Annotated in this window: 14 protein-coding genes; 8 read left to right on the forward strand and 6 right to left on the reverse strand. The window is 63.2% G+C overall.

Going from position 1 to position 12,684, the window contains the following annotated elements; all coding sequences use genetic code 11:
- The 7 genes from B8115_RS17390 to purH all read left to right on the forward strand — a co-directional run.
- A partial coding sequence (locus B8115_RS17390; RefSeq protein WP_010629114.1) for a thioredoxin fold domain-containing protein occupies positions 1-763 on the forward strand: 763 nt, incomplete at its 5' end.
- Positions 764-953: 190 nt separating this feature from the next.
- On the forward strand, positions 954-1,418 hold the full coding sequence (gene accB, locus B8115_RS17395) for an acetyl-CoA carboxylase biotin carboxyl carrier protein (protein ID WP_010629115.1): 465 nt from the start codon (positions 954-956) through the stop codon (positions 1,416-1,418).
- A 27-nt stretch (positions 1,419-1,445) separates the two neighbouring features.
- Positions 1,446-2,786: an acetyl-CoA carboxylase biotin carboxylase subunit gene (accC, locus tag B8115_RS17400; protein WP_010629116.1), complete on the forward strand. Its 1,341-nt coding sequence runs from the start codon at positions 1,446-1,448 to the stop codon at positions 2,784-2,786.
- Positions 2,787-2,866: 80 nt separating this feature from the next.
- Positions 2,867-3,781: a 50S ribosomal protein L11 methyltransferase gene (gene prmA, locus B8115_RS17405; protein ID WP_010629117.1), complete on the forward strand. Its 915-nt coding sequence runs from the start codon at positions 2,867-2,869 to the stop codon at positions 3,779-3,781.
- 98 nt (positions 3,782-3,879) lie between these two features.
- Complete coding sequence (gene dusB / locus B8115_RS17410; RefSeq protein ID WP_010629118.1) at positions 3,880-4,923, forward strand: tRNA dihydrouridine synthase DusB; 1,044 nt, start codon at positions 3,880-3,882, stop codon at positions 4,921-4,923.
- Positions 4,920-5,258 carry a DNA-binding transcriptional regulator Fis gene (gene fis, locus B8115_RS17415; RefSeq protein WP_010629119.1) on the forward strand — a complete coding sequence of 113 codons (339 nt, stop codon included), beginning with the start codon at positions 4,920-4,922 and terminating at the stop codon, positions 5,256-5,258. Before dusB ends, fis begins: the two co-directional genes overlap by 4 nt.
- A 73-nt stretch (positions 5,259-5,331) precedes the next feature.
- The gene (gene purH / locus B8115_RS17420; protein ID WP_010629120.1) at positions 5,332-6,912 is read left to right on the forward strand and encodes a bifunctional phosphoribosylaminoimidazolecarboxamide formyltransferase/IMP cyclohydrolase; all 1,581 of its coding nucleotides are present in this window, start codon (positions 5,332-5,334) and stop codon (positions 6,910-6,912) included.
- Positions 6,913-7,020: 108 nt separating this feature from the next.
- On the opposite strand, the gene B8115_RS23440 is transcribed toward purH, so the two are convergent.
- The 6 genes from B8115_RS23440 to folE form a co-directional block, all read right to left on the reverse strand.
- Positions 7,021-7,740, reverse strand: coding sequence for a penicillin-insensitive murein endopeptidase (locus B8115_RS23440; RefSeq protein ID WP_141638652.1), 720 nt, complete (start codon positions 7,738-7,740; stop codon positions 7,021-7,023).
- 50 nt (positions 7,741-7,790) lie between these two features.
- Entirely contained in the window at positions 7,791-8,579 is a 789-nt protein-coding gene (locus B8115_RS17430; protein WP_026038201.1) for a DUF2071 domain-containing protein, read from the reverse strand.
- Positions 8,580-8,855: 276 nt separating this feature from the next.
- On the reverse strand, positions 8,856-10,313 hold the full coding sequence (locus B8115_RS17435; RefSeq protein ID WP_010629123.1) for an NAD-dependent succinate-semialdehyde dehydrogenase: 1,458 nt from the start codon (positions 10,311-10,313) through the stop codon (positions 8,856-8,858).
- 70 nt (positions 10,314-10,383) lie between these two features.
- The gene (locus B8115_RS17440; protein ID WP_010629124.1) at positions 10,384-10,701 is read right to left on the reverse strand and encodes a DUF4190 domain-containing protein; all 318 of its coding nucleotides are present in this window, start codon (positions 10,699-10,701) and stop codon (positions 10,384-10,386) included.
- A gap of 96 nt (positions 10,702-10,797) precedes the next feature.
- The gene (folX, locus tag B8115_RS17445) at positions 10,798-11,208 is read right to left on the reverse strand and encodes a dihydroneopterin triphosphate 2'-epimerase (protein WP_010629125.1); all 411 of its coding nucleotides are present in this window, start codon (positions 11,206-11,208) and stop codon (positions 10,798-10,800) included.
- Positions 11,209-11,254: 46 nt separating this feature from the next.
- Complete coding sequence (gene folE / locus B8115_RS17450; protein ID WP_010629126.1) at positions 11,255-11,812, reverse strand: GTP cyclohydrolase I FolE; 558 nt, start codon at positions 11,810-11,812, stop codon at positions 11,255-11,257.
- A gap of 271 nt (positions 11,813-12,083) precedes the next feature.
- Here folE and B8115_RS17455 point away from each other — a divergent pair, with 271 nt between their 5' ends.
- Positions 12,084-12,647 carry a hypothetical protein gene (locus tag B8115_RS17455; protein ID WP_010629127.1) on the forward strand — a complete coding sequence of 188 codons (564 nt, stop codon included), beginning with the start codon at positions 12,084-12,086 and terminating at the stop codon, positions 12,645-12,647.
- Positions 12,648-12,684: the final 37 nt, after the last annotated feature.

Consider the following 12,684-nt stretch of genomic DNA (forward strand, 5'->3'; position numbering starts at 1 on the left):
GCGCACTTCGGGCAGCGCCAGCACATCGTCGAGCGTGGTCTTCAGGCGTACGAACATCGTGTCGAATTCAAACCCTTCGGTTCCAACCTTCGGCATTCTGCTGCTGGGCGTCGCCGTGTGGTTGATCGAGCGGCTGCTTCCTGCTTCCGTCAGCCTCCTGCTGTGGGCAGCCCTGGCCATTGGCAGCGCCCTGGCACTTGGCGCCCTCTCGCTCAATCAGGCTCAGGGCTGGCCGCGAGTACGCCAGGCCGGCGGCCTGCTGTTGCTGGCCTGGGGCATCGCCCTGGTGTTCGGTGCTGCCATGGGTGGCAGCGACCCGCTGCGTCCGCTGGCCGCCCTGCCCAACGGCTCGGGTACCGTCGAAGCGCCCCCGGTCACTACCGTGGCGGATCTCGAAGGGCTGCGCAGTGAGCTGCGCGCGCGCTCAACCCAGGGCCAGCCGGCCTTCGTCCACTTCACCGCCGACTGGTGCATCTCCTGCAAGCAGATGGAACGCCAGGTCTATCCCGACCCGCGGGTCGCCGAGCCCTTGGCGCAGTTCGCCCATATCTACGTCGACGTCACCCGCACGGATAGTGCAACCCGTGAACTTCTCGACCACTTCGGCCTGTTCGGCCCGCCGAGCCTGCTATTCTTCAGCGGGGAAGAAGAGGTCCGCGAAGCGCGTATTCAAGGCGAGGTGCGGGCGGGCGAACTCGCCAGCCACCTGCAGGGCCTGCTCGACTGGCTCGAAGGCCAGGCTTCCGTTCCTGAAGCATCCTGACTCCTCATGACGTAACCGAACGCCGTTCGACCGGCTGGACATCCCCGCGGATTTTAGGCACACTCCGCCAACAACGCTCTTTGAGGCCGATAGCGTCGGCAATGTTCACCATCTTGTCGCGATCTATCGAAAGTTGGCTGGGGTTAACAGCGCCCTGCCAGCGCCATTTACCCACCGGTCGAGACTTAACATGGATATCCGTAAGGTCAAGAAGCTGATCGAGCTGCTCGAAGAATCCAACATCAGCGAAATCGAGATTCAGGAAGGCGAAGAGTCGGTGCGTATCAGCCGCCACCCCAACGGGGTGAGCTGGCCCCAGCCTCCCATGCCCCAGTATGCGCCCGCTCAGGCCATGCCCAGCCAGCCGGCACCCGCTTCCGCTTCCGGCCCTGCCGAAGAAGCACCTGCGGCCGCCTACCAGGGTCATGCGCTGACCTCGCCCATGGTCGGTACCTTCTATCGCAGCCCGGCGCCTGGCTCCAAGCCGTTCGTCGAGATCGGCCAGAGCGTGCGTAAGGGCGAGACCGTGTGCATCGTCGAAGCTATGAAGATGATGAACCAGATCGAGGCCGATCGTGACGGCGTCATCGAGGCCATCCTGGTCGAGGACGGCGAGCCGGTCGAGTTCGACCAGCCGATGCTCGTCATTTCCTGATCTTTCACCGACACTGGCGGACTCCCTATGCTGGACAAGGTTCTCATCGCCAACCGCGGCGAGATCGCCCTGCGAATTCTGCGTGCCTGCAAGGAGCTGGGCATCAAGACCGTCGCGGTACACTCCAAGGCCGACCGCGAGCTGATGCACGTTCGCCTGGCCGACGAGGCCGTATGCATCGGCCCGGCCCCCTCGGCACAATCCTATCTGAACATTCCGGCGCTGATCAGCGCCGCGGAAGTCACTGATTCCAGCGCCATCCACCCCGGCTACGGCTTTCTCTCCGAGAACGCCAACTTTGCCGAGCAGGTGGAGCGCTCCGGCTTCGTCTTCATCGGCCCGCGTGCCGAGACCATCCGCCTGATGGGCGACAAGGTCAGCGCCATCGAGGCCATGAAGAAGGCTGGCGTGCCGACCGTACCCGGCTCCGACGGGCCGCTGGGTGACGACGAAGGCGACAACATGGCCATCGCCCGGCGCATCGGCTATCCGGTAATCATCAAGGCCGCCGCCGGCGGTGGCGGACGCGGCATGCGCGTGGTGCACACCGAGGGGCACCTGCTCTCGGCGATCACCGTAACGCGCACCGAGGCCCACGCGGCCTTCGGCGACGGCACGGTCTATATGGAGAAGTTCCTCGAGCGCCCGCGCCACGTCGAGGTTCAGGTGCTGGCCGACGGCCAGGGCAATGCCATCCACCTGTATGACCGCGACTGCTCGCTGCAGCGCCGCCACCAGAAGGTGCTGGAAGAAGCGCCAGCACCGGGCATCGACCCGAAGGCCCGCGCCGAGGTGCTCGAAGCGTGCCGCCAGGCCTGCCTCGAGATCAACTACCGCGGCGCCGGCACCTTCGAGTTCCTCTATGAGGACGGCCAGTTCTTCTTCATCGAGATGAACACCCGCGTGCAGGTGGAGCACCCCGTCACCGAGATGGTGACCGGCGTGGACATCGTGCGTGAGCAACTGCGCATCGCCTCGGGCTTGCCGCTGTCGATCCGACAGGAGGACGTCAAGATTAACGGCCATGCCTTCGAATGCCGCATCAACGCCGAGGATTCGCGCACTTTCATGCCCTCTCCCGGCAAGGTCACGCTCTACCACCCGCCGGGCGGCCTGGGCATTCGCATGGATTCGCATCTCTACACCGGCTATACCGTGCCGCCCCACTACGACTCGCTGATCGGCAAGCTGATCACCTGGGGCGACAGCCGCGAGATCGCACTGACGCGCATGCGCAATGGCCTCGACGAGCTGCTGGTGGAAGGCATCAAGACCAACACCGACCTGCACAAGGACCTGGTCCGCGACGGCCATTTCCAGCAGGGCGGCGTCAACATTCACTACCTGGAGAAGAAGCTCGGCTCCTAGGAAGTTCGCTTCCCGGTCCGAACATCGCTCCCGGCGGGGTGGCCAAGGCCACCCCGTCTGCGTTAAGCACGGAGAATGCCATGCCCTGGCTGCAACTCAAGGCCTATGTCGCCCCGGAGCAGGCCGAGCTGCTCGAAGAGCTTCTGCTGGCCGAAGGTGCCACCGCCATCACGCTGCAGGATGCCCACGACGACCCGGTATTCGAGCCCGAGCGCGGCACCACGCCGCTGTGGAACGAAACGGTGCTGACGGGGCTCTACGACGATCTCGAAGGCCTCGAGGCCATGCTCGAGCGCCTGGCCGCCGCCTGGGCCGAGAGCGTGCCCGACGAGCCCTGTCCGGTCATCGAGCACGAGCTGCTCGCCGACCGCGACTGGGAGCGCGAGTGGATGGAGGACTTCAAACCGCTGCGCATGGGCCAGCGGCTGTGGATCGTGCCCAGCTGGCACGAGCCTCCCGACCTCGATGCCGTCAACCTGCACCTGGACCCCGGCCTGGCCTTCGGCACCGGCACCCACCCCACCACGGCCCTGTGCCTCGAGTGGCTCGATGCGCTGGCGCTGGAAGGCGGCCTCGACGGCATCGAGCTGCTCGACGTGGGCTGCGGCTCCGGTATCCTCGCCATCGCCGCGCTCAAGCTCGGAGCGGCAATGGCCACCGGCACCGACATCGACCCCCAGGCGCTGCAGGCCAGCCGCGACAATGCCATACGCAACGACGTTGCCGAGCACGAGCTGACGCTCTGCTATCCCGAGCAGCTCGACGTCAAACGCCGCTTCCCACTGGTGGTGGCCAACATCCTGGCCGGCCCGCTGGTGGAGCTGGCGCCGACCATCGCCGGGCACGTCGCGCCCGGCGGTCGTCTGGCGCTGTCGGGGATTCTCGCAGGCCAGGCCGATGAGGTGCTCGACGCCTATCGCGAGCAGGGGTTGGTGATGGATGAGCCGCAGGTTCGCGAGGGCTGGGTGCGCCTCAGCGGTCGACGTCCGGCTTGAGCCCGTTGACCGCCAACCTCACTTGGCCACCATCGTGACCTTCACCCTGCCCCTTCGGGGGCGTATCATATGCAGCCCCTGGTTCACTGAGCCGCCCCATGCCCGATAGTCGCCCACTGCCACAGATCGGTCGCCACCGCCTGCCCAACCGGGTCATCCTGGCCCCCATGGCCGGCGTCACCGACCGCCCTTTCCGCCAGCTCTGCCGCCGTCTGGGGGCCGGACTGGTGGTGGGCGAGATGGTCACCTCCGACCCGGCACTGTGGAATACGCGCAAGTCGCGCCAGCGTATGGACCATACGGGCGAGCCGGGGCCGCGTGCGGTGCAGATCGCTGGCGGCGACGCCGCCATGCTGGCCGAGGCCGCGCGACTGAACGCCGCACAGGGCGCCGAGATCATTGACATCAACATGGGCTGTCCGGCGAAGAAGGTCTGCAACAAGGCCGCCGGCTCGGCCCTGCTGCGCGACGAAGCGCTGGTGGCGGAGATCCTCGACGCCGTGGTTGCCGCGGTCGAGGTGCCGGTGACGCTCAAGATCCGCACCGGCTGGTGCGCCGACAGCAACAACGGCGTGCGCGTGGCACGGCTGGCCGAAAGCGCCGGTATTCAGGCGCTGGCGGTACATGGCCGTCATCGTCAGCAGCGCTACCAGGGTGAAGCGGAATACGACACCATCGCCGCCATCAAGCAGGCGGTGAGCATCCCGGTCTTCGCCAACGGCGATATCGACTCTCCACGCAAGGCGGCCGAAGTTCTGGACTATACTGGTGCGGATGCGGTGATGATCGGCCGCGGCGCCCAGGGCAACCCCTGGATTTTTCGCGAGATCGACCATTACCTGCGCTACGGGCGCACTTGCCCGCCTCCCGACATGAACGAGCGCGCCGATGCCCTGCTGGGCCATGTCCGTGCCCTGCACGACTTCTACGGCCACTACATGGGGGTGCGCATTGCACGCAAGCACCTGGGTTGGTATCTCGCTGCCGACCGCCGCTTCGACAGCGACCGGCAGCGCGAGCTGCGGGCAGCCTTCAATGCCCTGGAGCAGCCGAACGAACAGTATGACTTCATCGACGATCTGTTTTCCCTCGAGGGCGCAACCGGCCTTTCGTGGGCAACGAATGGAATCAGTGCCGCATGAACCGTGAAGTTTTCGACCCCAATGCCAATCTGCCAGGCCTGGAGGCTAGCGCCTTGACCGGCCTGCCCGAGCTCGGCAGCCTCACCACGCCGCCCAGTACGCTGGGCGAACAGCCCCTGCGCGAAGCCGTTGACGCCGCCATGCGACGCTACTTCGACCACCTGGACGGCGGTACCGTGACCGACCTCTACGCCATGGTCATGGCCGAGGTCGAGGCGCCGCTGCTGGCCAGCGTGCTGGAATACACCCAGGGCAACCAGACCCGCGCCGCCGAAATGCTCGGCCTCAACCGCGGCACCCTGCGCAAGAAGCTCAAGCAGCACGACCTGATCTGACACCGCCGGGCGACGCTCCCTGAACGGCCCGGCCCCTTACACATCCACTTCCGACAGAGAGTTGCACCGCACCATGGCCCAAGCCTCCCCCACCCCGGTACGCCGCGCCCTGATCAGCGTCTCCGACAAGACCGGCATCGTCGACTTCGCCCGCGGCCTGAGCGAACGCGGTGTCGAGCTGCTTTCGACCGGCGGCACCTTCCGCCTGCTGCAGGAGAACGGCATCGCCGTTACCGAGGTGTCTGAGCACACCGGCTTCCCCGAGATCATGGACGGCCGCGTCAAGACCCTGCACCCGAAGATCCATGGCGGCATCCTGGGTCGCCGCGGTCAGGACGACGCGGTGATGGTCGAACACGGCATCGCGCCCATCGACATGGTGGTGGTCAACCTCTACCCCTTCGCCCAGACCGTCGCCAAGCCGGACTGCACCCTGGAAGACGCCATCGAGAACATCGACATCGGCGGCCCGACCATGGTCCGCGCCTGCGCCAAGAACCACGCCCACACCACCATCGTGGTGGATGCCGGCGACTATGAGCGCGTGCTGGCCGAGATCGACTCCCAGAGTGGCGCAGTAAGCCATGCCACCCGCTTCGACCTGGCAGTGAAGGCCTTCGAACACACCGCCGGCTACGATGCCGCCATCGCCGACTACCTGGGCCAGCGTGTGCCCGGCGGCGAGGATGGCTTCCCGCGTACCTACAACGTGCAGTTCGTCAAGAAGCAGGCCATGCGCTACGGCGAGAACCCGCACCAGAGCGCGGCCTTCTACGTCGAAGCCGACGCCCGCGAGGCAAGCGTCGCCACCGCTCGTCAGCTGCAGGGCAAGGAGCTCTCGTTCAACAACGTGGCCGACACCGACGCCGCCTTCGAGTGCGTCAAGAGCTTCACCGACATCGCCTGCGTGATCGTCAAGCACGCCAATCCCTGCGGCGTAGCGGTAGGCGCCTCGCCCCGTGAAGCCTACGACAAGGCCTTCGCCACCGACCCCACCAGCGCCTTTGGCGGCATCATCGCCTTCAACCGCCCGCTCGACGCCGAGACCGCCCGCGCCATCATCGACCGCCAGTTCGTCGAGGTGATCATCGCCCCCGGGGTCGAGGAAGCCGCCCGTGCCATCGTCGCCGAGAAGCAGAACGTGCGCCTGCTCGACGTCGGCGACAACTGGCCCGGCGAGCGCGAGCACGCCCACGACTTCAAGCGCGTCACCGGCGGGCTGCTGGTCCAGGACCGCGACCTCGGCATGGTCGGCCGCGACGAGCTGACCGTGGTCAGCGAGCGGGTGCCCAGCGAGCAGGAGATGCGCGACCTGGCCTTCGCCTGGAAGGTGGCCAAGTACGTCAAGTCCAACGCCATCGTCTACGCCAAGGACGGCCAGACCATCGGCGTCGGCGCCGGCCAGATGAGCCGCGTCTACTCGGCCAAGATCGCCGGCATCAAGGCAGCCGACGAGGGCCTCTCCGTGCCCGGCTCGGTGATGGCCTCGGACGCCTTCTTCCCCTTCCGCGACGGCATCGACGCCGCCGCAGCGGCCGGCATCACCGCGGTGATCCAGCCCGGCGGCTCCATGCGCGACCAGGAGGTGATCGACGCCGCCAACGAAGCGGGAATCGCCATGGTGTTTACCGGCATGCGCCACTTCAAGCACTGACTACCAGCGCAAGCCGGCAGTCCCACGCCAGACGCAGAAGCCCCCATCGGTGCAGTTCAAACCGATGGGGGCTTCTACCGTCCGGTGGCTGACTTATCAACGTGAGAACTACTCGGCGACCCCACCAGTCAGCTCGAAATCCACGTGGTAATGATCGTCATGCCGGACCCAGGACGGATTGACGTTGAAAGTCAGACGATGCCTAAGCGTGGTGCCGAGTTCGGTTTCGTACAGCCTCCGCTGCAGGTCCGGAGCAAAAACCACCAGTGCAATACGAAGACCGTGCTGCTGTGCGGCGACATCCAGCGCATCCAGGTGTGCCGCCATCGCTTCGAAATCGATCCTGAGATCACCAGACTGCCCTTCTTGATCGAATTGCAGGGCATAACCGAACTTGTTGAAAGGCGTCGTGGGCAACGCGGTTGAGGTACCGTTACGTGTTACCGGCACCATGAAGTCCACCGAGAGCCCGTTCTGGTGGGTACGATGCGGTCTGAACCTCCCACCCCATGGCCATCCCGTCTCCCCATACACGTACCGGACCTCGGGTGTGATTTCCTCAAGTGCCATATATGAGTCTAGCATCGTGTCGCGCACACGGTCGTTGACGGCAGTTCTGCCTAGCGTCGAGCCCAGCCTCGAATACGTTCGGTAATTCGGCCCTGCAGAAGGAAGGCGCTTGCCATGAAGCAATCGGCCGTCATTCGTCGGTCCTATACTCACGCTCGGCGTTTCAGGCTCAATCCAACGAAGCAAGTCATTGCCCCAATAAGCACATGCCGACAAGAGCATGACGGCTACTACTGTGGAAATCATGGCTCTTTTCATTTTTAATCTTTGCTTCGCCTCACACCTAAACCAGGTGACTTGACAACACCTCAATCGACAATTTTCGGAGGTAAATAGATGGTAAACTCATTGAGAGGCTCAATCAGGACACTGTAAGGATAATTCTGCTCCAACTCATTGACAATGCCAAGATCAGACAAAAGCTTGAATTTCGCCGACTGCAACCTGGCCGGCTTTACCTCGAGCTCTTTATGCCAGACCCGATACGTGCCCAGCTTTTTGTCTCTGCGATGATAAAAGCCAGCCAAAGGGTGTGTAAGATAGACTAAAGCCGACTCGACATCTGGGAAACCAGGGAACTCGAGTGAATCGGCTTCTGACTGAGCCAATTCGACTGAGGCCTCAGCCCAGGCAGACCGGGTCTCCATTTGGTAGATATCGTACAATCCGGTCTCTTCATTCAAAGTGCAATCGAACCTCACCTTTCCTGCATGCCACGGAAGATTCCATAAATACCTGGGAACGACCAAGGCCCAAGAATCCAAGACCGTACCAAGAAACCATACACAACGCTCACCCGTTTCAGCATCGATAATGTAAATACGATAGTTCGTTTGCCCCATAGTAAACTTAGGAAACGGAAAAACCGCCGAAGTGAAATCTACGTCAACGAACGGAACGACCGATATCAGTCCCATCACCTGACCATCGACTTCTATGGTGTCCAATTTAAACCGATCCGGAAAAATACCCTGAAATCGCTCTGCCGGAACAGCGTAGGTGATGATTGCAAAATGCTGTAAACCACAAAGCACATCAATACCCTTTGGAGCAGGGCGCTCCAATAAATAATCTTCCATTTTTCTTGACAGTTGCACGACCGCTCCTTGAAATCTAATACCCGCTCCGAAAACCAGCCACGCTACCGCCCCTACCCTGCAAGCCGTGATGACTCTTCGCCATCCACGCGGTAGCCCCTGCGTTCCATCGATGTCATTCGTCATCTAGCCATCTGGGCGACTTTTAATAAGCCGTAACAATATGCAAATTGACTGATAGATGCAAAGAGGCGGCTTGGGTAGGCTGAGGTGGGTATGGAAAGGCCGGCATTGCGCCGGCCTTGATGGTTACCGTGGAGTGGCTTGTGCTTCGGCTCAACCCAGGTCGATGCAGAGGTACTTGGTCTCGAGAAACTCCTCGATTCCCTGGTGACCGCCTTCGCGGCCGAGGCCTGAAGCCTTGACGCCGCCGAACGGTGCCGCAGTGTTGGAGATGAGCCCGGTGTTGATACCCACCATGCCGTACTCCAGCGCATCGGCAACGCGCCATACCCGGCCCAGATCCCGCGAGTAGAAGTAGGAGGCCAAGCCGTATTGGGTGTCGTTGGCCATCTGCACGGCGTCTTCCTCGTCCTCGAAGGGGAACACCGCTGCCAGCGGGCCGAAGGTCTCCTCATGGGCGACCTTCATGTCGGCGTTGGCGAAGCTGATCAAGGTCGGTGAGAAGAAGTTGCCACCCAGCGGATGGGGATTGCCGCCCAGCAGCAGCTCCGCGCCTTTGTCGACGGCGTCGTGCACGTGCTCGCTGACCTTGGCCACCGCCTTGTCATCGATCAGCGGGCCGATGTTGATGTCCGGCTCGGTGCCATCACCCACCTTGAGCTCGCTGTTCATGGCCACCGCCAGCTTTTCGCAGAAGGCGTTGATCACGCTCGACTGCACCAGGAAGCGGTTGGTGCAGATGCAGGTCTGGCCGGCATTGCGGAACTTGGCCGCCATGGCTCCCTCGACGGCGGCATCCAGGTCGGCATCCTCGAAGACGATGAACGGTGCATTGCCACCCAGCTCCAGCGAGATCTTCTGAATGTGGCGAGAGGCTTGCGCCATCAGTTCGCGGCCCACCTCGGTGGAGCCGGTGAAGGTGATCTTGCGCACCAGCGGCGACTCGGTCATTGCCGAGGCGATCTCGCTGGCCCGGCCCGGCACCACGTTGAAGACGCCGCGCGGGATGCCGGCACGCTCGGCCAGCAGCGCCAGGGCAGTGGCCGAGAACGGGGTCTGGCTGGCCGGCTTGATCACGATGGTACAGCCTGCCGCCAGCGCCGCGCCGGCCTTGCGCGTGATCATCGCCGCCGGGAAGTTCCACGGCGTGATGGCACCGACCACCCCCACCGGCTGCTTGGTCACCACGATACGCTGATTGGGCTTCGACGCCGGGATGGTCTCGCCGTAGATGCGCCGCGCCTCTTCGGCGAACCAACGCAGGAAACTCGCCGCATAGGCGATCTCACCGGCGGCCTCCTTGAGCGGCTTGCCCTGCTCGTGGGTCATGATCATTGCCAGGTCGTCCTGATGCTCCATCATCAGGTCGTGCCATTTCATGATGATGTCGGCCCGCTCCTGGGCGGTGAGGGCACGCCAACCGACCAGCGCCGCATCCGCTGCGGCGATGGCGCGCTCGGTCTCTGCCCGGCCCAGCCTCGGTACGGTACCGAAGGTCTCGCCGGTCGCCGGGTTGACCACTTCGATCTGCTCACCGCTGTCGGCAGCGACCCAACTGCCGTCGATATAGGCGAACGGACAGTAGAGCTGCGTTTCCTTCAGAGCTTCCATGTCGTTTCTCCTGGCCTCTACGGGCCTTGCTTCACTTGGCGTGTATGAATTCGTGCCGCGCCCTGTTTCGTCATTCCACCTCGATAGTGCGCGGCTCGGGGGCAGTGGCGGGAGCATCGTCCAGCACCGGGGGCTGGAGCATCGCCGTCAGTATGGCAAGTATCAGCACCAGCGCGATGGCCAGCCAGCAAAAAGCTCGGCCAATGTAGCGGTCGGGGCGGCGGCGGATCTGGCGCAGTCCCATCAATGCGAAGATGGCGGCGGCAATGTTCAGCGGTGGCAGGCTGCCCTGGAACAGCAGGGCAACGAGTGCCGTCACGATGGCGGTCATGGCCCAGGGGGCATAACGCCGCCGCGGCGACTCCGGGGCGGAGATGTCACGTTCCAACGTTGCGTCTCTCTCTTTCGGCTCAGCGGTACTGCCCCATGCTAAGCGCAAAGACCCGCTGCCACCAACCCGAGGCAGATTGAGGAGAGGTATCGATCAGTGCCGGCGACGCGGTTCCCGGCTGGCGGAGAGCGTAATGGAGACGGAATCGGCAAAGCGCAGCGCATGGGGCTTGTCGATCTCCACCTGAGCGGTGAGCACCTCCTCGTGGGACATGATCAGATCCAGCACCTCGCGGGTCATGCGCTCCAGCAGTTGGAAGCGGCCTTCCTCCACCAGAGCGATGAGCTCCTTGGTGATGGTGCGATAGTTCAGCGCTTGCTCGATACGATTGAACGCCATCGCCTTGTCGGCCCGGTAGCGGATCACGGCATTGATCACCACGTCCTGCCGATTGAGGATCTCCTCGTCCTTGATGCCGATGTAGGTACGCAAACGCAGGTTCTTGATGCGGATGGTCGCCAGGTCATGGTCGAGATGCTGATCATCCAGAGCGTGCAGGGGCATGGCGTTGGCTCCTATGAAGGAAGACCGCTAGGCCGGCGCGGCGCGTTCAGCGCCCAGCGACCAGCATGAGAAACTCCTGACGTGTCGTCGGGTTGTCGCGGAACGCACCCAGCATCACCGAAGAGGACATGCTGGAATTCTGCTTCTCCACGCCGCGCATCATCATGCACAGATGGCGCGCCTCGACCACCACGCCGACCCCCCGTGCACCGGTGACCTGCTGCACGGCTTCGGCCACCTGTCGGGTCAGATTCTCCTGGATCTGCATGCGACGGGCATACATGTCGACGATACGTGCAAACTTGGACAGACCCAGCACCTTGCCCCTCGGCAGGTAGGCGATGTGGCACTTGCCGATGAACGGCAGCAGGTGGTGCTCGCACATCGAATAGAGTTCGATGTCCTTGATCAGCACCATCTCGTCGGTCTCGCTTTCGAACACGGCGCCGTTGACCAGCTCCTCGAGCGTCTGTGAGTAACCGCGGGTGAGAAACTGCATCGCCTTGGCGGCACGCTTGGGCGTATCGCGCAGCCCCTCACGCTCAGGGTCCTCCCCCAATTCGAGAATGATCTGGCGATAGAAGTTGGCAAGCTCTTCGTTCATGGTCAGGCCCTGCGACTGCTGGATGGTACCGCTCGTTTCGCGATGGCCCGGCCATCGTCGCTGCTAGTCAAAAAATATACAAAAATTATACTTTGTACAACTTTTTCCAATCCTGCCGTCATTCTACCGTAACCCACAGTATCTCGCAGGCAGGTCGTCTGAAATTGCTCCGCTGCGACATTCGTGCCACTGCTGCGTAGCGCCAGCTATGGTAAAATGCCATGTATCGAAACTGCCGAAACGCGCAGACTTGTCCCCGCGAGAGCACGCTATGATCAAGATTTCGGATGCGATACTGACGGCCAGCGGAGTGGCCCTACTTCTGATGCCTCTGCATGCCTCGGCAGGCACCCTCTCTCTACCCAAGGATGCCACCGTCGCGGTGCAGGCGGTCGACAGCCTGATACTGTCAGGCGGAGAGACGCGACTGGACGACATTCTGCTACGTCCCGCCGGCGCAGCTGCCGAAGCCAGCCATGAGCTGCCGGAGTATTGCGTTCTCGTCGGCGATGCCCGTCAGGACGGCGATCGTCTTCGTATCACCACCAAGTCGTTGACCTGCATCGAGACGGATGGCGGCGACAGCGATATCTACAGCGGCAGCCTCTCTGCCGCCGGCTACGAGCTGGATGGCAGCTACGGGATCGTGGCGTGTGACGGTGAGCGCTGCGAGCTGGACGCCGATCATGTGTTTCATCTCAAGCTGGCCAGCACGCTGGAGATCGAGGAGCAGGACAATCCTTCTGCCCGTATCAACGAGCAGCGCCGCCAGGCCAACGGCGCGGGCATCGCCAACCCGATTCCCGCCGAGCGTCCCGAGCCCGACGATCAGTGACCTTCTCTCGGCGCACTCCAGCGGAGTGCGCCGGGCT

It is taken from the genome of Halomonas sp. KM-1 (assembly GCF_000246875.1).
In the GTDB taxonomy this organism is placed as follows: Bacteria; Pseudomonadota; Gammaproteobacteria; order Pseudomonadales; family Halomonadaceae; genus Halomonas; species Halomonas aerodenitrificans.

Bases quoted from the DNA above. Each gene is read 5' to 3' on its own strand.
- purH (WP_010629120.1), top strand. From the start codon at position 5,332: ATGGCCCAAGCCTCCCCCACCCCGGTACGCCGCGCCCTGATCAGCGTC.
- folE (WP_010629126.1), bottom strand. From the start codon at position 11,812: ATGAACGAAGAGCTTGCCAACTTCTATCGCCAGATCATTCTCGAATTG.
- B8115_RS17435 (WP_010629123.1), bottom strand. From the start codon at position 10,313: ATGGAAGCTCTGAAGGAAACGCAGCTCTACTGTCCGTTCGCCTATATC.
- B8115_RS23440 (WP_141638652.1), bottom strand. From the start codon at position 7,740: ATGAAAAGAGCCATGATTTCCACAGTAGTAGCCGTCATGCTCTTGTCG.
- folX (WP_010629125.1), bottom strand. From the start codon at position 11,208: ATGCCCCTGCACGCTCTGGATGATCAGCATCTCGACCATGACCTGGCG.
- accB (WP_010629115.1), top strand. From the start codon at position 954: ATGGATATCCGTAAGGTCAAGAAGCTGATCGAGCTGCTCGAAGAATCC.
- B8115_RS17455 (WP_010629127.1), top strand. From the start codon at position 12,084: ATGATCAAGATTTCGGATGCGATACTGACGGCCAGCGGAGTGGCCCTA.
- prmA (WP_010629117.1), top strand. From the start codon at position 2,867: ATGCCCTGGCTGCAACTCAAGGCCTATGTCGCCCCGGAGCAGGCCGAG.
- accC (WP_010629116.1), top strand. From the start codon at position 1,446: ATGCTGGACAAGGTTCTCATCGCCAACCGCGGCGAGATCGCCCTGCGA.
- dusB (WP_010629118.1), top strand. From the start codon at position 3,880: ATGCCCGATAGTCGCCCACTGCCACAGATCGGTCGCCACCGCCTGCCC.
- fis (WP_010629119.1), top strand. From the start codon at position 4,920: ATGAACCGTGAAGTTTTCGACCCCAATGCCAATCTGCCAGGCCTGGAG.